18 protein-coding genes are annotated in these 18,639 nt (G+C 73.1%); 15 read left to right on the plus strand and 3 right to left on the minus strand.

What is annotated here, in order from left to right; translation table 11 throughout:
* Positions 1 to 7: 7 nt before the first annotated feature.
* From ACEZDG_RS20430 to ACEZDG_RS20450, 5 genes are all read left to right on the plus strand, one after another.
* Positions 8 to 307, plus strand: coding sequence for a phosphopantetheine-binding protein (locus ACEZDG_RS20430; protein WP_380511629.1), 300 nt, complete (start codon positions 8 to 10; stop codon positions 305 to 307).
* Between the two features lie 4 nt (positions 308 to 311).
* Positions 312 to 1,103, plus strand: coding sequence for a hypothetical protein (locus tag ACEZDG_RS20435; RefSeq protein ID WP_380511631.1), 792 nt, complete (start codon positions 312 to 314; stop codon positions 1,101 to 1,103).
* Positions 1,100 to 1,858, plus strand: a complete 759-nt coding sequence (locus tag ACEZDG_RS20440) for a 4'-phosphopantetheinyl transferase family protein (protein WP_380511633.1) — start codon at positions 1,100 to 1,102, stop codon at positions 1,856 to 1,858. The genes ACEZDG_RS20435 and ACEZDG_RS20440 overlap by 4 nt, the downstream gene beginning before the upstream one ends.
* A 16-nt stretch (positions 1,859 to 1,874) precedes the next feature.
* On the plus strand, positions 1,875 to 2,774 hold the full coding sequence (locus ACEZDG_RS20445) for a hypothetical protein (RefSeq protein WP_380511635.1): 900 nt from the start codon (positions 1,875 to 1,877) through the stop codon (positions 2,772 to 2,774).
* A 107-nt stretch (positions 2,775 to 2,881) separates the two neighbouring features.
* On the plus strand, positions 2,882 to 4,576 hold the full coding sequence (locus ACEZDG_RS20450) for a condensation domain-containing protein (RefSeq protein ID WP_380511637.1): 1,695 nt from the start codon (positions 2,882 to 2,884) through the stop codon (positions 4,574 to 4,576).
* Between the two features lie 15 nt (positions 4,577 to 4,591).
* Here the strand turns inward: ACEZDG_RS20450 and ACEZDG_RS20455 are convergent, their stop codons facing one another.
* The gene (locus ACEZDG_RS20455; protein WP_380511639.1) at positions 4,592 to 5,881 is read right to left on the minus strand and encodes an ROK family transcriptional regulator; all 1,290 of its coding nucleotides are present in this window, start codon (positions 5,879 to 5,881) and stop codon (positions 4,592 to 4,594) included.
* Between the two features lie 230 nt (positions 5,882 to 6,111).
* Here ACEZDG_RS20455 and ACEZDG_RS20460 point away from each other — a divergent pair, with 230 nt between their 5' ends.
* The 3 genes from ACEZDG_RS20460 to ACEZDG_RS20470 all read left to right on the plus strand — a co-directional run bounded on the left by ACEZDG_RS20460 (position 6,112) and on the right by ACEZDG_RS20470 (position 9,384).
* Entirely contained in the window at positions 6,112 to 7,452 is a 1,341-nt protein-coding gene (locus ACEZDG_RS20460) for an ABC transporter substrate-binding protein (RefSeq protein ID WP_380511641.1), read from the plus strand.
* Positions 7,453 to 7,532: 80 nt separating this feature from the next.
* Positions 7,533 to 8,510 carry a carbohydrate ABC transporter permease gene (locus ACEZDG_RS20465; protein ID WP_380511643.1) on the plus strand — a complete coding sequence of 326 codons (978 nt, stop codon included), beginning with the start codon at positions 7,533 to 7,535 and terminating at the stop codon, positions 8,508 to 8,510.
* Entirely contained in the window at positions 8,503 to 9,384 is an 882-nt protein-coding gene (locus tag ACEZDG_RS20470; RefSeq protein ID WP_380511645.1) for a carbohydrate ABC transporter permease, read from the plus strand. Before ACEZDG_RS20465 ends, ACEZDG_RS20470 begins: the two co-directional genes overlap by 8 nt.
* A gap of 25 nt (positions 9,385 to 9,409) precedes the next feature.
* Here ACEZDG_RS20470 and ACEZDG_RS20475 read toward each other — a convergent pair whose 3' ends face one another.
* Complete coding sequence (locus tag ACEZDG_RS20475) at positions 9,410 to 11,077, minus strand: IclR family transcriptional regulator domain-containing protein (protein ID WP_380511647.1); 1,668 nt, start codon at positions 11,075 to 11,077, stop codon at positions 9,410 to 9,412.
* 116 nt (positions 11,078 to 11,193) lie between these two features.
* Here ACEZDG_RS20475 and ACEZDG_RS20480 point away from each other — a divergent pair, with 116 nt between their 5' ends.
* The 7 genes from ACEZDG_RS20480 to ACEZDG_RS20510 are packed head-to-tail and all read left to right on the plus strand — an operon-like array spanning position 11,194 to position 17,672.
* Entirely contained in the window at positions 11,194 to 11,988 is a 795-nt protein-coding gene (locus ACEZDG_RS20480; protein ID WP_380511649.1) for a CoA transferase subunit A, read from the plus strand.
* Positions 11,988 to 12,635 carry a CoA transferase subunit B gene (locus tag ACEZDG_RS20485; protein ID WP_380511651.1) on the plus strand — a complete coding sequence of 216 codons (648 nt, stop codon included), beginning with the start codon at positions 11,988 to 11,990 and terminating at the stop codon, positions 12,633 to 12,635. Before ACEZDG_RS20480 ends, ACEZDG_RS20485 begins: the two co-directional genes overlap by 1 nt.
* Complete coding sequence (pcaH, locus tag ACEZDG_RS20490) at positions 12,632 to 13,393, plus strand: protocatechuate 3,4-dioxygenase subunit beta (protein WP_380511653.1); 762 nt, start codon at positions 12,632 to 12,634, stop codon at positions 13,391 to 13,393. The genes ACEZDG_RS20485 and pcaH overlap by 4 nt, the downstream gene beginning before the upstream one ends.
* The gene (gene pcaG, locus ACEZDG_RS20495; protein ID WP_380511655.1) at positions 13,390 to 13,950 is read left to right on the plus strand and encodes a protocatechuate 3,4-dioxygenase subunit alpha; all 561 of its coding nucleotides are present in this window, start codon (positions 13,390 to 13,392) and stop codon (positions 13,948 to 13,950) included. Before pcaH ends, pcaG begins: the two co-directional genes overlap by 4 nt.
* Positions 13,937 to 15,322 (plus strand): 3-carboxy-cis,cis-muconate cycloisomerase, encoded by a 1,386-nt coding sequence (gene pcaB / locus ACEZDG_RS20500; protein WP_380511657.1) that lies wholly within the window; start codon positions 13,937 to 13,939, stop codon positions 15,320 to 15,322. The genes pcaG and pcaB overlap by 14 nt, the downstream gene beginning before the upstream one ends.
* Entirely contained in the window at positions 15,319 to 16,485 is a 1,167-nt protein-coding gene (pcaDC, locus tag ACEZDG_RS20505) for a bifunctional 3-oxoadipate enol-lactonase/4-carboxymuconolactone decarboxylase PcaDC (RefSeq protein ID WP_380511659.1), read from the plus strand. Before pcaB ends, pcaDC begins: the two co-directional genes overlap by 4 nt.
* A complete protein-coding gene (locus tag ACEZDG_RS20510) occupies positions 16,485 to 17,672 on the plus strand; it encodes a 4-hydroxybenzoate 3-monooxygenase (protein ID WP_380511661.1) in 1,188 nt (395 codons plus the stop codon). Before pcaDC ends, ACEZDG_RS20510 begins: the two co-directional genes overlap by 1 nt.
* Positions 17,673 to 17,680: 8 nt before the next feature.
* Here ACEZDG_RS20510 and ACEZDG_RS20515 read toward each other — a convergent pair whose 3' ends face one another.
* Complete coding sequence (locus ACEZDG_RS20515; protein ID WP_380511663.1) at positions 17,681 to 18,628, minus strand: hypothetical protein; 948 nt, start codon at positions 18,626 to 18,628, stop codon at positions 17,681 to 17,683.
* Between the last annotated feature and the right edge of the window lie 11 nt (positions 18,629 to 18,639).

The following is an 18,639-nucleotide window of genomic DNA, read 5'->3' on the forward strand; positions in this document are numbered from 1 at the left end:
GATACCCATGGAAAAAACCGCAGTCGACACCGCCGCCCACACCGACCCCGAGCTGCGCGGAGACGTTCTCCGCAGCATCGGCGCACTGCTGCCGCGCGTGCTGAAGCGCGAGCTCACCGATGTGCCCGAGAACGCCTGCCTCTTCGACGACCTGGGGCTGACCTCGGCCGGGACCCTGGAACTGATCCTGGAACTCGAGGAGTCCCTCGACATCCAGGTCGACGTCGAGGAGATCGGCGAGGACGACCTGCGCTCGGTCGCCAGCCTGGCCGACTTCGTCGCCGGGCACGTCATCACCGAGGACTGACCCGGTGCCGACGGCCGGGGGAGGGGCCGGCCTCCGCGTCGCCAGGGTGCTGAGCCGGGACTTCGACGGCAGGTCGGAGACCTCGCTCGACCCCGACCTGCGGGTCTTCGTCTCCGACCTGGTCCGCCCGTACGGGCTTCCGCTGCGCGAGGACCTGCTCCGGGCCGGGGTCGGGCACGCCTACGGCGAGATGGGCGAGGCCCTGCTGCGCGAGGCACTGGCGCCGGACGAACAGGTGGACCTGCTGATCCTGGCCTTCGACATCCCGGACGTCCAACCCGGGCGCTCGGCCTCCGTGCACCTCAGCCGGTTCTGCCCCGGAGCGCCGCTGGCCTTCGCCGTCTGCGACCAGGGGCCGGCCGCGGCCTTCACCGCGCTGCGGATCGCCTCCGACTACAGCAGGACCGGGGGCTGCCGCCGGGCGGTGGTCCTGGCCATGGAGCAGACCGCCCTGCACCACCGGCCCGAGCAGCCGGTGCAGCTGCCGGAACGCCACCGCGCGGTGGTCCTGGTCTGCGAACAGTCCGAGGAGGGGGGAGCGGAGTTGACGGTGCGCCAGCACTCCGGGCCGGATGTCGACCGCGAGCTGATCCCGTCCGGGCTCAAGGAACTGGGGCCGGACGCGGAACTGCTGCTGGCCTCGGACCTCGGCCCGGGGCAGCCGCTCACCGGGGTCTGGACCGAGCTGGCCGCACGGCTGCCGGTCTGGCAGCGGGACGGCCGTCCGGCGCTGGTCGCCCAGCTCGACCCCGGGCGGGGCCGGCTCAGCCTGCTCGCCCTCCCGGCACCGCCATGAGCCCGCCGACCGACCACGTCGACCGCGGTGACCGGATCGACTTCTGGGTGATCCCGGCGGACCAGCCCGCCCCGGTCGTGGCCCGGCTCCGGCTACTGCTGGACCGTACCGAGCTGGACCGGGCCGCCGCGGCGACGGACCCGGTCCGCGCCGACCGGTTCAGCACCGTGCACGGCGTGGTCCGGCTGCTCACCGCCGAGCGGCTGGGCATCGCGCCCGCAGAGCTGGTCTGGTCGTACGGCCCGCACGGCAAACCCGAGCCGGTCACCGCCGCCGACGACCGGCTCCAGCTCAGCTACTCGGCCTCCGGGACGCTGGCCGTACTGGCCCTGGCCGAGGGCCGGCGGGTCGGCGCGGACGTGGAGGAACTGCGCGACGAACGGGTGGCCACCCGGCTGGCCGGTCGCTACTTCCCCCGGTCCGACCAGCGCTTTGTGTGCGACGGAACACCCTCGGCCGTCTCCGACCGCTTCACCCGGCTGTGGTGCCGCCGCGAGGCCGTGGTCAAGGTCTACGGCGGCCGACTGGCCCAGGGCCTCGGCCTGCCGCTGGCCGGGACCGGCCCGCTGCTGCTGCCGACCGCGACTCCGCTGGACCAGGGACCCTGCCGGGTCCAGGACGTCCCGGTGCCGGGTGCCTTCCGCGCCGCTGTCGCCGCCGAGGGCGCCGCCGACCTGGCGGTGCGTCACAGGCTCTGGACCGCCCCGGCGAGCCTGCTCGAACCGCACCAACCACTCCAGCACTCTTCGACCTGAGGACGGACCACCAGCCATGACGCCCAACCGACCTGCTGCCCTCCCCGCGGGCGACGCGACCCCGATCCCCACCGACGCCGCCGGGGTGTTCCTGCACCCCGCGCCGTTCGAGGCGGTGGTCGGACTGCTCCGCCAGGGCATCGACGCCCTCGCCTCGGTGGAGGACTTCCCCAAGGTGGCCATCCCGCCGGTGGTCGCCCGCAGCCTGGTCGAGCGGGCCGGCTACGTCCAGGCGTTCCCGCAACTGCTGGGCACGGTGCACAGCTTCGCCGGGACGCCGGCCGAGTGGAAGGCGCTGTCCCCGCTGGCGGTGCAGGGCGGCGACTGGTTCTCCGCCCAGCGGTTGAGCGATCTGGTGCTGCTGCCCGCCGCCTGCTACCCGGTCTACGCGGGGCTGGCCGGAGCGGAGTTGGCCGAGCCGGCCCGGTTCGCGGTGGAGGGGCAGTGCTTCCGGCAGGAGGCCACCAGTGAGATCGGGCGGCTGCGCAGCTTCCGGATGGTGGAGCTGGTCACGGCCGGCACCGAGCAGCACTGCCTGGCCTGGCGCGGGACCTGGCTGGAGCGGGTGGCCGGATGGCTGGAGCGGATGTCGCTCAAGCCGGAGATCGAGGTGGCCGACGACCCGTTCTTCGGCCCGGCCCGGCGGATCTTCCAGGCGGCTCAGCGGGTGCAGGAGTTGAAGTACGAGCTGCGGGTCCCGGTGGCGGACGGGCTGGTCCAGGCGATCGCCTCGGCCAACTTCCACAAGGACCACTTCGGCGAGGTGTTCGGCTTCACCAGCGGCGGCGCCACCGGCAACACCGCCTGCACGGCCTTCGGCATCGAGCGGATCGTGCTGGCCCTGCTGCACGCCCACGGTCCGCGTCCGGCCGAGTGGCCGGATTCGGTCATCTCGGCGATCAGCGGCGGCAACTGAGGCTTCGTCGGAAATCTCCCTGCTTGGTATAGACCACTGGCACAGGGCGCTGATAGCGTCCCGACCCATCATCCCGGGTACCCCGGCCGAGCCGAAGGGCGCGCGACGTGACACGGAGCAGGCGCATCACTGTCCGCTACAACGGCGGGACCAGTGGTTCGGGGCCGCTGACGCTCGGCCAGGACAATATGATCCGCTGCATCCGCAGGGACGATCCGGAGCAGATCAACAAGCAGGCGGTGTGGCCGGTCCCGGAGGGAGCCGACCTCGCCGCCGCGCTGGCCGCGCTGCGCACCCTGGCCGAGCGGCACGAGTCGCTGCGCACCGTGTTCCCGCCCGGCCCCGGGGGCTTCCCGGGCTGGCAGGAGGTGCGCGCCGAGGGCGAGTTCACCGTCACCGTGGTCGAGGCGGGGCCGCTGGACGACCTGGCGCTCGACGCCTTCGCGGACGAGCTGGCCCGGGTGGACATCGCCGGGGCGTTCGACCTGGCCGAGGACTTCCCGCTGCGCTTCACCCTGGTCACCAGGGAGGAACTGCCGGTCCGGATGGCCGTGGTGGTCTGCCACTCCGGCGCCGACGGGGCCTCCACCGCGCTGCTGGTGCAGGAGTGGCTGGCGCTGGCCGCGGGCAAGGAACTGCCCCCGTCCACGGCCAGGACTCCGCTGGAGGTGGCCGCCGCCGAGGGGAGCGCGCTCGGCCGCCGCCGGGCCAAGGCCTCGCTGCGGCACTGGGAGCGGGTGCTGCGCACCAGCCCGCAGGCGGTGTTCGCCGACTCCAGGATCAGCGGCCCGCCGGACACGGTCTCCACGCTGATCCTGCGCTCCCGGGCCGCCGCCCGCGACCTGGAGGCCGCCTCCCGGCGGACCGGGGCCACCCCGTCCACGGTGCTGCTCGCCGCGTTCGCCGCCCTGGTGGCGCACCGCGCGGACCAGCCCGACCTGGTGATCGCCGCGCTGTCCGCGAACCGGCACCGGCCGGGGATGGCCGACTACATCGGCACCCTGGCCCAGGACGCCTTCCTCTCCGTGGACGCCGGGGCGACCGACCTGGACGAGCTGATCGGCCGGGCCAAGGCCGCCTCGCTCGCCGGGTACTGGCACAGCACCTTCGACGCCGAGCAGGTCTGGCGGATGATCGACGACATCGCGCATCTGCGCGGCTCCCGCTACGCCCGCCACGTGGTGGTGAACGACCTCAGCCTCACCATCCCCGAGTCCGCCGCGGAGGCCAGGCCGCCGGCCCAGTCCGACCCGGAGATCACCTGGTTCCCGGACGAGCGGGTGCCGACCCGGCTGATGTTCAACATCCTGCGGGTCGGCGGCAGCCTGGAGATCGCCATGCTGACCTGCCCGCAGGTGTTCGACCGGGCCGAGACCGAGCAGTTCGCCCGGGGGCTGCTGACCGTGGTCCGGGCCGCGGCCGACGGGCCCGTCCCGCTGGCCGGGATCGGTGCGCTGACCGGGATCGAACCGGGCGTCAGAAAGGGCGACTGGCAGGTGCTCGACGGCTCCTGGATCGATCTGGACGCGGTGCGCGACCTGCTCGCCTCGGTGCTGGGCCCGGCGGTGGACCTGCGGCTGGAGACCGCCGGCGGCCGGCTGACCGCGCACCTGGTGGGCGACGCCGCGGCGCTCGACCCGGTCGCCGTCCACCGTGCGGTGGTGGCCGCGCTCCCCGGGCGGGACACGGCGATGGCCCCGCACCACTACGTGCTGCACCAGGGGGACCTCGGCGGCCCGGTCGCCGTGCGCGGCAGCGGCCGGGACGAGGCGGTCACCGACTGGGCGACCCTGCTGGCCTGACGGATCGTCACACCTTCAGCGGCTCCAGTCCGAGCCGGCCCAGGCCGCCGGGCCGAGCTCGGTGCGGGCCCGGGCCGGCGGGTCGGGCAGCGCCGCCGATCGGCGGACCGTGCCGCCGGAGCCGAGGAAGCGGGCCACCGGCAGCGTCGCCGCGCCGCGGGCCACCGCGTCCGGGCCGAGCTGGCAGAGCTCGATCGTGGTGCGGGAGAAGGGGTAGTGCAGCGCGTGGTCCCGGGCGACGGCGCGGATCCGCGGCAGCAGCCGGTGGCCGAGTAGTAGTCCGGCCCAGCCGCCGATGATCACCCGCTCCGGGTTGAACAGGTTGACCAGGTTGCCGATGCCGACCCCGAGGTGCAGCGCGGTGGTGTCCAGCACCTCGGCCGCCGCGGGTGAGTGGGCGTCGGCGAGGATCTGACGGAGCGCCGCCTCCTGGCCGGCACCCTCGGTGAGGGCGCTGCCGCCGGCCTCCCGGTAGCGGGCGATGACGGACTCGGCGCTGGTGTACGCCTCCAGGCAGCCCCGGGCGCCGCAGCGGCAGCGCCGTCCGCCGATCACGGCGGTGATGTGGCCCCACTCGCCCGCGCTGGTGGTGGACCCGCGGTAGGGCACCCCGCCGACCATCACCGCGGCGCCGACCCCCGAGCCGACCAGCAGGAACACACTGTCCGAGGCCTGTCGCCCGGCGCCGAACCACATCTCGGCCTGGCCCATGGTGGTGGCGCCGTTGTCGATGAACAGCGGCAGCGCGGTCACGCCGCGCAGCAGCGCCGCCAGCGGGACCCCGTCCCAGTTGAAGGTCTGGCAGTGCACCACCGAGTCGGGCCCGCCGTGCACGATCCCGGGCACGCCGATGCCGACGCCGAGGATCTGCTCGGCGCCGGGCCCGTCCTGGTCCGCGCCGACGGCGGTCAGCCCGGCGGCGATGCCGGCCACCACCGTCTCCGGCGCGTAGCGTCCGGCGGTGACCGGGATGTCGCAGCGCGCCAGCTCGTTCAGGGCCAGGTCGAAGCGCTCCACCCGGACATGGGTCTCCCCGACGTCGACGCCGACCACCTGGAACCGGGAGGCGTCGATCTCCAGCAGGATGCGCGGGCGCCCGCCCTCGGACTCCACCGCGCCGGCCTCGACCACCAGCCCCTCGTCGATCAGCTCGGTGACCACGTTGCTCACCGAGGCCGTGCTGAGGCCGGTGGCCCGGCTCAACTCCTGACGGCTCACCCGCTCGTGGAAGTAGAGGTGGCGCAGCAGCAGCGATCTGTTGGACCGCCGCAGGTCGCGGACGTTTCTGCCGGCCTGCTCTGCCATGTGTCTCCTTATCGACAGCGGCACGGGACCGCGCTGCACCCTATCGCCCGGGGCAGCGCAGCCTGCTGAACCCCTTGACTGACAACTCCCCCACAAGTTAAATCACAGCTCGAACTAAGGCGAAAGAAAACCAGCGGGAAATGTCCCGCCGGATGCACGAGGCCACTCCACCCTCCCACCTCCCCGGCGCGGTTCCGGAACCGGGGTGTGCGCTTTCGAAAGGTTCGTCCATGGGCAGATCTTCGAACCACCGCAGGAACGCGCTGGTCGCTCTGGCCACCGCCACCGCCTTCGTCGCCACCGCGTGCGGCAGCAGCGGCGGCAGTAGCGGTAGCGGGTCCGGCGGCAGCAGCAGTCCGCAGACCATCACCTACTGGGCCAGCGACCAGGGCAGCTCCATCGCCGACGACGTCAAGGTCCTGACTCCGCAGCTCGACGCGTTCACCAAGCAGACCGGCATCAAGGTGAAGCTGGAGGTCATCGGCTGGCCCGACCTGCAGAACCGGGTGCTGGCCGCCGCCGCGTCGGGCCAGGGCCCCGACGTCCTCAACATCGGCAACACCTGGTCCGCCTCGCTCCAGGTCACCAACGCCTTCCTGCCGATCACCGACGACGTGATGAGCACCATCGGCGACACCGGCCGCTTCCTGCCCGGCGCGCTCGCCGCCACCGGTGCGCCGGGCAAGCCCCCGGTCGGCGTGCCGCTCTACTCGGTGGCCTACGGGCTCTACTACAACAAGGCCATGTTCGCCGCCGCCGGGATCAGCAACCCGCCCGCCACCTGGGAGGACCTGGTCGCGGACGGCAAGAAGCTGACCCACGGCAACCAGTGGGGCATCACCGTCGAGGGCGCGAGCACCCCGGAGAACACCCACCACGCCTTTGTGCTGAGCCAGCAGCAGGGCGGCAGCTTCTTCGACGCCTCCGCCAAGCCGACCTTCAACACCCCGCAGAACGTGGCCGCGATCAAGCAGTACATCGACTTCATCGCCACCGACAAGATCGCCAACCCCAGCGACGCCGAGTACTCCAACGGCACCGAGGCGGTCCAGGACTTCGCCAACGGCAAGGCCGCCATGCTGATGTGGCAGGCCGCGGGCGCGTCGCTGGCCAAGTACGGGATGAAGCCCACCGACTACGGGGTCGTCCCGGTGCCCTTCCCGGCCTCCCCGCCGGCCGGCGGCAAGCACGTGGACTCCATCGTCGCCGGGATCAACCTGTCGGTCTTCGCCAAGACCAAGCACAAGGACGCGGCGCTGTCCTTCGTGAAGTTCATGACCAGCAAGCCGACCCAGATCGCACTGAACAAGGCGTACGGCTCACTGCCCTCGGTCACCGACGCCTACACCGACCCGGCGTTCCAGATCCCCGACGACAAGGTGCTGCAGAACGTGCTGGCGACCTCGGCGGCGGCGATGCCGCCGATCCCGGCGGAGAGCCAGTTCGAGACCGCGATCGGCGCGGTGATGAAGGACCTCTTCGCCGACGCGGCCAGCGGGAAGGCCGTCACCGACCAGGTGATCAGCGGCGAACTCACCCAGGCCGAGCAGAAGATGCAGGCCGGCGGCTGAGCCGTCGGCACGCCCCGCCGCCCCGGCCGCACCGGCCCGGGCGGCCCCCCGCCTCCGCTCCGGAAGGAATCCGTTCGCCGATGGCCACCGCCACCCGAATCGGCAGATCCGCCACGACGCCGCCCGCACCCCGGCGACGGCCGTGGGCCCGTACCCGCCGGACCTGGCTGCCCTACCTGCTGCTGCTCCCGGCCGTCCTCTTCGAACTGCTGGTGCATGTGATCCCGATGCTGGTCGGGATCTGGATCAGCTTCGAGCGGCTGACCCAGTTCTTCATCGGCGACTGGGGTGCGGCTCCCGGCGCCGGGCTCAGCAACTACCGCTTCGCGCTGGACTTCGACAACGCGGTCGGCAAGGCCCTGCTGCACTCCTTCGGGATCACCCTCGCCTTCACCGTGCTGGTGGTGGGGCTGTCCTGGCTGCTCGGCACCGGCGCGGCGGTGCTGCTGCAGGACCCGTTCCGGGGGCGCGGGCTGCTGCGCACCTACTTCCTGGTCCCCTACGCCCTGCCCGCCTACGCCGCCGCGATCACCTGGGAGTTCATGTTCCAGCGCGACGACGGGCTGGTGAACCACGTGCTGGTGCACCAGTTGCACCTGACCGCGCACGCGCCGTTCTGGCTGATCGGCAACAACAGCTTCGCCGCGCTGGTGATCACCGCGGTCTGGCGGACCTGGCCGTTCGCCTTCCTGGTGGTCACCGCCGGGCTGCAGAACATCCCCGGCGACCTCTACGAGGCGGCGGCCATCGACGGGGCCGGCGTCTGGCAGCGGATCCGCCGGATCACCATGCCGTCGCTGCGGCCGGTGAACCAGGTGCTGGTGCTGGTGCTGTTCCTGTGGAACTTCAACGACTTCAACACCCCCTATGTGCTGTTCGGCAACGTCGCGCCGCCGCAGGCGAACCTGTTGTCGCTGCAGATCTACGACACCTCCTTCCAGAGCTGGAACTTCGGCTCGGGTTCGGCGATGTCGGTGCTGCTGCTGCTGTTCCTGCTGGTGGTGACCGCGATCTACCTGCTGGTCACCGGCCGTGGAAGGAAGACCGCTGATGTCTGACGGCACGCTCCGGAGCCGCCGCCCCCGCTCGCCGATGGCGCCGCCGCGCTCGTTCCTCTGGGTGCGGCGGATCGTGCTGACCCTGCTCGGGGTGTTCACCGCGGTCCCGCTGTACGTGATGGTCAGCAGCTCGCTGAAGCCGCTGCAGGACGTGCAGTCGGCGTTCCAGTGGTGGCCGTCCCGATTGACCATTCGTCCCTATGTCGACATGTGGAGCACGGTGCCGCTCGGGCACTACTTCCTGAACAGCCTGCTGGTCGCCACCTGTTCGACCGCGGTGTCGGTGGTGATCGCGGTCTTCGCCGCCTACGCGGTCAGCCGCTTCCGCTTCCCCGGGCGGCGGGTCTTCAGCGTGACCGTGCTCTCCACCCAGATGTTCCCCGGGATCCTGTTCCTGCTGCCGCTGTTCCTGATCTACGTCAACATCGGCAACAGCACCGGCATCGAACTGTCGGGGACCCGGCTCGGACTGATCATCACCTATCTGACCTTCACCCTGCCGTTCTCGATCTGGATGCTGGTCGGCTACTTCGACTCGATCCCGAGGGAGTTGGACGAGGCCGCCGAGATGGACGGCAACGGGCCGATCGGCGCACTGCTGCGAGTGGTCGTCCCGGCGGCGGTGCCCGGCATCGTCACCGTGGCGGTGTACTCGTTCATGACCGCCTGGGGCGAGGTGCTGTTCGCCTCGGTGATGACCGACGACTCCACCAGGACGCTGGCGGTCGGGCTGCGCAACTACGCCTCGCAGAACGACGTCTACTGGAACCAGATCATGGCGGCCTCGCTGGTGGTCAGCGTCCCGGTGGTGGCCGGGTTCCTGCTGCTGCAGCGCTACCTGGTGGCCGGGTTGACCGCCGGGTCGGTCAAGTAGCGCGCGGGGGAGGCAGGTTGGTCGGCTACTGCGGCGGGACGCGGGCGTAGCGTCCCGCTGTGGCCAGGTCGGCCTCGATCCGGGCGGCGGCCTGCCGCAGGGCGGGCAGCAGCTGGTCGCGGCACTCGGCGAGGGTGTGCCGTCCGGCGTGGGTGGAGAGCCCGGCGGCGGCGACCAGCCGCCCGGTCCGGTCGCGGACCGGCACCGCGATCGAGCGCAGGCCCTCCTCCAACTCCTGGTCGACCAGGGCGTGTCCGGCCCCTGCCACCTGCTTCAGCAGGTCGGCCAGTTCGGCGTGGCCGGTGACGGTGCGGCGGGTCAGCGGCTGCGCCGGAGTGCCGGCCAGCCGCTCGGCCTGTTCGGCGGCGGGCAGCCCGGCCAGCAGCACCCGGCCCATGGAGGTCGCGTAGGCCGGCAGTCGGACGCCGACGGCGATGTCGACGCTCATCACCCGGCCGGTCGCCGCACGAGCGGTGTACTGGATGTCCGCGCCGGTCAGCACCGCCAGCGAGGCGGAATCATGCACCTGGGCCGCCAGTGCGGCCAGATGGGGCTGGGCGAGCTGCGGCAGGGACAGCCGGGACAGCGGGGCGAAGCCGAGGCCCAGCACCGCGGGGGTGGGCCGGAAGCTCCGCCCGTCCGTGCTGACGCAGCCCAGGTGCTCCAGGGTGATCAGCGCCCGGCGGGCGGTGGCCCGGGGGAGTCCGAGCGCTGCGGCGACGGCGGTCAGCGGCAGTTCGGCCCGTCCGCTGCCGAAGGCGGTGAGCACGGTCAGGCCCCGGGCCAGGGACTCGACGAACTCGGGGCCGAGTTCCTGCTTGGACGCGGCCGTCCAGTCGGCGAGCCCGGGGGCGGGTTCGGGCGGTGCCGGTTGCCGGGAGGGGGAGTGGTGCAGCTCCTGCTCCATCGCCGTGACGGTGTTCCGGAGTCGGGGCAGGACGGTGTCGCGCAGTTCGGCAGCGCTGTGCCGGCTGGTGTGGCTGACCACGCTGACGGCGGCCAGTTGACGACCGCTCAGATCCCTTACCGGCAGCGCGACCGCGACGAGTCCCGGCTCGATCAACTGGTCGTCGAGTGACCAGCCCTGTTCGCCGGCCCCGGCCGTGCGCTCCTCGAAGCTCGGCCGGCCGGCGAGGATCCGCGGGGGCGCGGCCGGGAAGCCGAGGCCCTCCGGGTCGGCGGCGCGGCGCCGCCGCCAGCGGCTCCAGTCCTGCGGGGACCAGTCGGCGGCGAAGAGCGGGCCGGGGGCGGTGCGCTCGGCCGGGAGCAGGTCGCCGATCCGGAAGCTGAGCGACAGCGCCCGCCTGCGGGTGGCCTGGTGGACGAAGCGGACGCCGTCCCGGTCCGGCACGGCGATCGAGACCGACTCGTCCAGCAGATCGGCGAGCCGGTCGGCGTGCGGGCCCAGTTGGTCGGGCAGACGGGTGGCGGCCAGGTAGGCGTTGCCGAGCTCCATCAGCCGGGGGGCGAGCACCGCGTCCCGGCCGTCCAGGCGCAGATAGCCCATTCGCTGCAGCGTGCTGAGGATCCGGTCGACGGTGGAGCGGGCCAGCCCGGTGGCCCGGACGAGTTCGCCCGGGCTCCGCCGCCCGCCCGCCTCGGTGAGCCGCCGCAGCACGGTGATCCCGCGGATCAGCGGTCCCACGGCCTCCTCGGGCACGGCGGAGGCGCTGTTCGAGGGCGGCGACGGCATGGGTAACTCCTGGTTGGACCGTTGACAGGCGCGGACCGCGAAGAGCAGACTCCAGGGCGAGTCAGAACTGAACTGTAGTTCACCAGGCGAACATCGTGCAAGGGGTGCAGCTCTCCATGGACAAGGTCATACCGACCGCCGCCGAGGCGGTCGCCGATATCGGCGACGGGTCGTCGCTGGCCGTCGGCGGCTTCGGGCTGAGCGGTGTGCCGAACGTGCTGATCCAGGCCCTGTTCGCACAGGGTGCGAGCGCGCTCCGGGTGGTGTCGAACAACTGCGGTGTGGACGGCGCCGGGCTCGGGCTACTCCTCGCGGCGGGCCGGATCGCCCGGGTGACCGGCAGTTATGTCGGCGACAACAAGGAGTTCGCCCGGCAGTACCTCGGCGGGGAACTGGAACTGGAACTCGTCCCGCAGGGCACGCTGGCCGAGCGGCTGCGGGCGGGCGGCTGCGGAATCCCGGGGTTCTTCACCCCGGCCGGTGTCGGCACCCAGATTGCCGACGGCGGGCTGCCCTGGCGCTATGCCGCCGACGGGGGCGTGGCGGTGGCCTCGCCGGCCAAGGAGGTCAGGGAGTTCGACGGACGGGCCCACGTGCTGGAGCGCGGGATCACCACCGATGTCGCCCTGGTCCGGGCGGCCCGTGGCGACCGGCACGGCAACCTGGTGTTCCGCCGCGCCGCGCGGAACTTCAACCCGCTGGCCGCCATGGCCGGCCGCCTCACCGTCGCCGAGGTCGAGGAACTGGTGGAGCCCGGTGTGCTGGACCCGGACGAGATCCACCTGCCGGGCGTCTTCGTCCAGCGGGTGGTGCCGCTGACCGCCGAGCAGGCCGCCGACAAGGGCATCGAACGGCGCACGCTCGCCGTGGCCGCCCCGGCGGCTCCCGCGCTGGAAGCGAGGCACGGCTGATGGGCTGGACCAGGGACCAGATGGCGGCCCGGGCCGCGGCCGAGCTCCGCGACGGCAGCTACGCCAACCTCGGGATCGGGCTGCCCACCCGGGTGCCGAACTTCCTGCCGCCAGGGGTGGACGTGGTGCTGCACTCGGAGAACGGCATCCTCGGCGTCGGCCCCTACCCGGGCGAGCACGAGGTGGACCCGGATCTGATCAACGCGGGCAAGGAGACGGTGACCGTCCGTCCCGGCGCCTCCTTCTTCGACTCCGCGCTCTCCTTCGGCATGATCCGCGGCGGCCACATCGACGTGGCGATCCTCGGTGCGATGCAGGTGTCGGCCAGGGGCGACCTGGCGAACTGGACCGTCCCGGGCAAGATGATCAGGGGCATGGGCGGCGCGATGGACCTGGTCCACGGCGCCCGCAGGGTACTGGTGCTGATGGAGCACACCGCCAAGGACGGCACCCCGAAGATCGTCCAGGACTGCACCCTGCCGCTCACCGGCATGCGCTGCGTCCACCGGATCATCACCGACCTCGGCGTCCTCGATGTCACCCCGGAAGGGCTGGTGCTGGTGGAGACCGCCCCCGGCGTCAGCCCCGACACCCTCGTCGCGCGGACCGCCGCGCCCGTCCTGGAACGGCAGGTCAGCCCCCGATGACAACAACGGTGCCCACCCAGGCCGACATCGACCGCGAGATGGCCGAGGCGCACGCCGCCCAGGTCGCGTCCGGGACGGTGGGGCCGCACCCGGCCCGGAACTACGCCCCCTACCGCAGCAGTGTGCTGCGGCACCCCCGGCAACCGCTGGTGCCGGTCCGGGATCCGGAAGCGGTCGAACTCGGCGGCCCCGTCTTCGGCCTCACCGACGTCACCGAGCTGGACGCCGACCTGACCCGGCAGTACGCCGGGGAGCCGCTCGGCGAGCGGATCACCGTCAGCGGCCGGGTGCTGGACCGGGCCGGGCGTCCGGTCCGCGGGCAGCTGGTGGAGATCTGGCAGGCCAATGCCTCCGGCCGCTACGCCCACCAGCGGGACCAGCACCCGGCGCCGCTGGACCCGCACTTCGGCGGGGTCGGCCGCTGCCTGACCGACGATCAGGGCGGCTACTCCTTCACCACGGTCAAGCCCGGCGCGTATCCGTGGCGCAACCACGAGAACGCCTGGCGGCCGGCGCACATCCACTTCTCGCTGTTCGGCGCCGCCTTCGCCCAGCGCCTGGTCACCCAGATGTACTTCCCCGGCGACCCGCTGTTCCGGCACGACCCGATCCTGCAGTCGGTCACCGACGACGCCGCCCGCGAGCGCCTGGTCGCCCGCTACGACCACGGCCTCTCCGTCCCCGAGACCTCGCTCGGCTACCGCTGGGACATCGTGCTGGACGGTCCGGCCGCCACCTGGATCGAGGAGGGCCGATGACACTCCCCACCCCTTCGCAGACGGTCGGCCCCTTCTACGGCTACGCCCTGCCCTTCCCCGGCGGCGACAGCCCGGCCCCGGCCGGGGATCCGGCCGCGATCACCGTCCACGGCCTGGTCCTGGACGGTGCGGGGCAGCCGGTGCCGGACGCGCTGCTGGAGTTCTGGCAGCCGGGCCCGGACGGCTCGCGCGCGGGCCGCCCAGGATCGATGCGGCGGAACCAGGTCACCGGCGGCTTCCTGGGCCGCGACGGGGTCGACTTCACCGGCTTCGCCCGGATCGCCACCGACCGGGACGGCCGCTACGCCCTGCACACCCTCCCGCCCGGGGGCGTCCCGTACCTGGCGGTCTGCGTCTTCGCCCGCGGACTGACCCACCACCTGTTCACCCGCGCCTATCTGACGGACCATCCGCTGTACGCCGCCGACCCGCTGCTGGCCACGCTGGCAGCGGAACGGCGGACCTCGTTGCAGGCGGACCGCGAGGATGGACGCCGCTACCGCTTCGACATCCGCCTGCAGGGGGAGAAGGAGACGACCTTCCTTGTCTTCGAATGAGCCCTGGGCCGTGGACGACGTCGGCCTGCTCTCCCCGGCCTGGGCCGGATCGGCCGTCGCGGCGGCGACCGGGGACGCCGCGCTGCTGCGGGCGATGCTGGAGGCCGAAGCCGCGCTGGTACGGGCCCAGGCCGAGTTGGGGCTCGCGCCCGCCGGGGCCGCCGTCGCGGTGACGGAGGCGGTGGCGGCGAGCGCGGAGTGGGCCGACCCGCGCTCGCTCGCGCTGCGGGCCCGCTCCGGCGGCAACCCGGTGATCCCGCTGGTCGCCGACCTGACCGCGGCCGTCGCCGCGCGCACCCCACGGGCCGGCGCGGCGGACCATGTGCACCGGGGAGCCACCAGCCAGGACATCCTGGACACCGCGATGATGCTGGTCACCGCCAGGGCGCTCGACCTCACCGTCGCCGATCTGGACCGCGCCGCGACCGCGCTGGCCACATTGGCCGCCGAGCACCGGGACACGGTGCTGGCGGGCCGCACGCTGACCCAGCACGCGGTGCCGACCACGTTGGGGCTCAAGGCGGTGGGCTGGCGCAGCCTGCTGCTGGCGGCCCGCGACCGCCTGGCCGCCGTCCGGGCCGGGCTGCCGGCCCAACTCGGCGGCGCGGCCGGGACACTGGCGGCGTTCCAGTCCGACGCGGTTGATGAATCCCTCGGCCTGCGGCTGGTCACCGCCTACGCCCGGCAGACCGGGCTCGCCGAACCGCTGCTCCCCTGGCACACCCTGCGCACCCCCATCGCGGACCTGGGCGCGGCGCTGGCCTTCACCGGGGGCGCGCTGGGCAAGCTCGCCGCCGATGTGCTCACCCTCGCCCGCACCGAGATCGGCGAGCTCAGTGAGGGCAGCGGCGGTGAGTCCTCGGCGATGCCGCACAAGTCCAACCCGGTACGGGCCGCGCTGATCGCGGCGACGGCCCGTCAACTACCGGCGCTGGCAGGGATCCTGTTCGGCTCGATGACCGCCGAGGACGAGCGCCCGGCCGGTGCCTGGCACGCGGAGTGGCAGCCGCTGCGGGAGGCGCTGCGGCTGGCCGGCGGGGCGGCCGGGGACGCGGCCGAACTCGTCGAGGGGCTGCGGGTCCATCCGGAGCGGATGCGGGAGAACCTCGACCGCGGCGGCGGCCTGATCGCCGCCGAGCGGCTGGCCGCCGCGCTGGCTCCGCTGATCGGCCGCGGCGAGGCCAGGGCCGCGCTGGCCCGGGCCGCCCGGCGCGTCGTCGCCGAGCGGACCGACCTGGCCCGGGCGCTGCGCGCCGACCCCGCCCTGACCGGCCTGCTCTCCGAGCAGCGCCTCCGTGAACTCACCGACCCGGCACGCTGTCTGGGCTCCGCCGGGGCCCTGGTGGACCGTGCTCTCCAGGAGACCCTGTGACCAGCCCCCTGCTGCACCACCGCAGTGCAGGACCCGCCGCCGCGCCGCCGCTGCTGCTCGGCCCCTCGCTGGGAACCTCGCTGGCGGTGTGGGATCCGCAGGTCCCGGCGCTGGCCAGGAACCACCGGGTGGTGCGCTGGGACCTACCTGGGCACGGCGGCTCCCCCGCCGACCTGCTGCCGGGCGCGGGGGCCGCCGCCATCGCCACCGTCGCCGACCTGGGCCGACTGGTGCTCGACCTGGCCGACTCACTCGGCATCGGCCGCTTCGGCTACGCCGGTGTCTCGCTCGGCGGCGCGGTCGGCCTGTGGCTCGCGGTGCACCACCCCGAGCGGGTGGCCTCGCTGGCGCTGGTCTGCTCCTCGGCCCAGTTCGGCGACCCGGGGCCCTGGTTGGAGCGGGCCGCCCTGGTCCGCAAGCAGGGCACCGCGCCGTTGGCGGCCACCGCCCCGGACCGCTGGTTCACCCCGGGCCACCGCAGCCCGGCCGCGGACGCGCTGGTGGACGACCTGCGAGCGGCCGACCCGGCCGGGTACGCGGCCTGTTGCGACGCGCTGGCCGCCTACGACCTGCGCTCGGAGCTGCACCGGGTCACCGCGCCCACCCTGGTGCTGGCCGGACGCGAGGACCGGGCCACCCCGCCCGTCCACGCCCGCGAGCTGGCCGACGGCATCCCCGGCGCGACCCTGACCGAGCTCGCCGGAGCCGCGCACCTGGCCGGGGTGGAGCAGCCCGCGGCGGTCCTCACCGCGCTGCGGGCCCAGCTCACGCCGCCGTCCCTCAACGACGACGCCCGCCACGTTGCCGGGACCGCCGTGCGCAGGGCGGTGCTCGGCGCGGACCATGTGGACCGGGCCACCGCCCGCACCACCGCGTTCACCGCCCCCTTCCAGGACTTCATCACCCGCTACGCCTGGGGCGAGATCTGGACCAGGCCGGGCCTGGACCGCCGCACCCGCAGCTGCATCACCCTCACCGCGCTGGTGGCCGGCGGCCACCAGGAGGAACTGGCCATGCACCTGCGGGCGGCCCGGCGCAACGGGCTGACCGGCGAGGAGATCCAGGAGGTGCTGCTCCAGTCGGCGATCTACTGCGGGGTGCCCGCAGCCAACGCGGCCTTCGCCATCGCGGACCGCATCCTGCGTGAGGGGGACGAGAACTGATGCTGCGTCATACCACGGTCGGCATCATCGGCGGCGGACCGGCCGGGCTGCTGCTGGCCCGGCTGCTGCACCGGGCCGGAATCGACAGCGTGGTCCTGGAGAGCCGGAGCCGGGCCTATGTGGAGCAGCGCCAGCGCGCGGGCATCCTGGAGCAGACCACCGTCGACGCGCTGCGGGCCTGCGGCGCGGGGGAGCGGATGGACACCCTGGGGCTGGTCCACGACGGCATAGAGCTGCGCTTCGACGGCCGGGCCCACCGGATCGACTTCCCCTCGCTGACCGGGGGCCGCAGTGTGCTGGTCTACGCGCAGACCGAGGTGGTCAAGGACCTGATCGCGCTTCAGCTCGACCAGGGCGGACCGCTGCTGTTCGAGGCCGAGGTCCACGCGGTGGAGGGCGCCGACACCGAACGTCCGCTGATCCGCTACACCCACCGGGGCCGTGAGCAGACCCTGAGCTGCGACTACGTGGTCGGCTGCGACGGCTCGCACGGGGTGGCCAGGGACGCGCTGCCGGAGCCGGTGCGCCGGACCTACCAGCGCAGCTACCCGTACTCCTGGCTCGGCATCCTGGCCGACGCCCCGCCGTCCTACCCGGAGCTGGTCTACGCGCACTCGCCGCGCGGCTTCGCCCTCGGCAGCATGCGCTCACCCACCGTCAGCCGCCTCTATCTGCAGGTGCCCAACGGCACCGACCCGGCGGACTGGCCGGACGAGCGGATCTGGGGCGAGCTCGACGCCCGCTTCGCGCTGCGCGCCGACCCGGACTGGCGGCTGCGGCGCGGGGCGATCACCGCCAAGGCGGTGCTGCCGATGCGCAGCCATGTCACCGAGCCGATGCGGCACGGCCGGCTGTTCCTGGCCGGCGACGCCGCCCACATCGTCCCGCCGGCCGGCGCCAAGGGCCTCAACCTCGCGGCCTCCGACGTCATCATCCTGGCCAGGGCGTTCATCCAGCTCAGCGAGACCGGGACGACCGAGCTGCTGGACGCCTACTCCGACACCTGCCTGCGCCGGGTCTGGCGGGCCGAGCACTTCTCCTGCTTCATGACCACCACCCTGCACACCGACCCCGGACACAGCCCGTTCGAGGCCCGGCTGCAGCTCTCCCAGCTGGCACGCATCGCCGACTCCCGCTCCGCGTCGGCCGAACTCGCGGAGAACTACACCGGCCCGCCGCTCGGCTGACGCCACTGCTATTCGGCGGCGAGGCGTTCCAGGAGTTCCTGGAACTCGCTCTCGACCACGACCCGCAGGCCGCCCTGGCCGTCCTTCTCGCTGAGGCGGACCAGCGGGGCGCCCGGGCGCCACCAGTAGACGGACGGGCTGACCGCGCCGGGCGCCTCCTCGAAGCCGGTGGCGGCGAAGCGGGCCATGGAGTTGAGGCTCGGAATCACCGTCATGTCGCTGATGGCGTGGAAGGCCAGCTGGTGCCGGAAGGGCATGGCGACCAGCGCACCGTCCGGGCCGAGCCGGGCGCCGGCGAACTGCTGGACGGCGGTGTCCAGGATCAGCACCAGGCTGGCGACGAAGTAGGAGTCGCCCATCAGCACGTCGATCCGGGCGCCGTCCTGCTCCTTGATCACCTCATGCCGTTCCACCGGCATCTCCCGCAGGTTCTGCAGCGCCCGGGCCCGCAGCCCGGCCGGGCTGCCGATGGTCTCCACGACGTGCTCCGGCAGGATCTGCACGGTCTCCGGCAGGTCCAGGGCCAGGACCTCGACCAGACCCTCCGTCAGCGGCGGTCCGTAGCAGTAGGAGAGCGGGTTGGCGAGGGAGTCGCTGGGCACCAGCCTCGGGTAGAGCTGGGCCAGCAGCTGCTCCCGGGGCAGGGTCTGCAGCACGTCGGGTCCGTCCAGCGAGCGCAGCAGCTTGGTGACGTGCTCGCGGGCCAAGCCGGGCCAGGCCCGCAGGCCCCGGTCGTCGTTGTGGCACACCGCGGCGAGGTTGTTCAGCCCGAACGCGCGTCCGGCGCTGTCGGTGACATGCGCGGCGAACACCGTCACCTCGAGCCCGCTCTCCGCGAAGGCGGCGCGGACCTGGACCCGCAGCAGCGCGGCCTCCGCCTCGGAGAGCATGGTCAGTTCCTGGTCGCGCGGCGCCTCGGGGCCGTCCCGCTTGAGCCCCCGCCGGAAGATCCCCATGCTGTGCTCCC

Origin of the sequence: Streptacidiphilus alkalitolerans (genome assembly GCF_042511045.1) — a bacterium.
Taxonomy (GTDB): domain Bacteria; phylum Actinomycetota; class Actinomycetes; order Streptomycetales; family Streptomycetaceae; genus Streptacidiphilus; species Streptacidiphilus alkalitolerans.

What these genes read in the sequence shown, in the direction of transcription:
- ACEZDG_RS20430 (WP_380511629.1), top strand. Translation starts at nt 8, where the DNA reads ATGGAAAAAACCGCAGTCGACACCGCCGCCCACACCGACCCCGAGCTG.
- ACEZDG_RS20485 (WP_380511651.1), top strand. Translation starts at nt 11,988, where the DNA reads ATGGGCTGGACCAGGGACCAGATGGCGGCCCGGGCCGCGGCCGAGCTC.
- ACEZDG_RS20510 (WP_380511661.1), top strand. Translation starts at nt 16,485, where the DNA reads ATGCTGCGTCATACCACGGTCGGCATCATCGGCGGCGGACCGGCCGGG.
- ACEZDG_RS20445 (WP_380511635.1), top strand. Translation starts at nt 1,875, where the DNA reads ATGACGCCCAACCGACCTGCTGCCCTCCCCGCGGGCGACGCGACCCCG.
- ACEZDG_RS20460 (WP_380511641.1), top strand. Translation starts at nt 6,112, where the DNA reads ATGGGCAGATCTTCGAACCACCGCAGGAACGCGCTGGTCGCTCTGGCC.
- ACEZDG_RS20470 (WP_380511645.1), top strand. Translation starts at nt 8,503, where the DNA reads ATGTCTGACGGCACGCTCCGGAGCCGCCGCCCCCGCTCGCCGATGGCG.
- ACEZDG_RS20515 (WP_380511663.1), bottom strand. Translation starts at nt 18,628, where the DNA reads ATGGGGATCTTCCGGCGGGGGCTCAAGCGGGACGGCCCCGAGGCGCCG.
- ACEZDG_RS20440 (WP_380511633.1), top strand. Translation starts at nt 1,100, where the DNA reads ATGAGCCCGCCGACCGACCACGTCGACCGCGGTGACCGGATCGACTTC.
- pcaG (WP_380511655.1), top strand. Translation starts at nt 13,390, where the DNA reads ATGACACTCCCCACCCCTTCGCAGACGGTCGGCCCCTTCTACGGCTAC.
- ACEZDG_RS20475 (WP_380511647.1), bottom strand. Translation starts at nt 11,077, where the DNA reads ATGCCGTCGCCGCCCTCGAACAGCGCCTCCGCCGTGCCCGAGGAGGCC.
- ACEZDG_RS20465 (WP_380511643.1), top strand. Translation starts at nt 7,533, where the DNA reads ATGGCCACCGCCACCCGAATCGGCAGATCCGCCACGACGCCGCCCGCA.
- ACEZDG_RS20455 (WP_380511639.1), bottom strand. Translation starts at nt 5,881, where the DNA reads ATGGCAGAGCAGGCCGGCAGAAACGTCCGCGACCTGCGGCGGTCCAAC.
- pcaH (WP_380511653.1), top strand. Translation starts at nt 12,632, where the DNA reads ATGACAACAACGGTGCCCACCCAGGCCGACATCGACCGCGAGATGGCC.
- ACEZDG_RS20480 (WP_380511649.1), top strand. Translation starts at nt 11,194, where the DNA reads ATGGACAAGGTCATACCGACCGCCGCCGAGGCGGTCGCCGATATCGGC.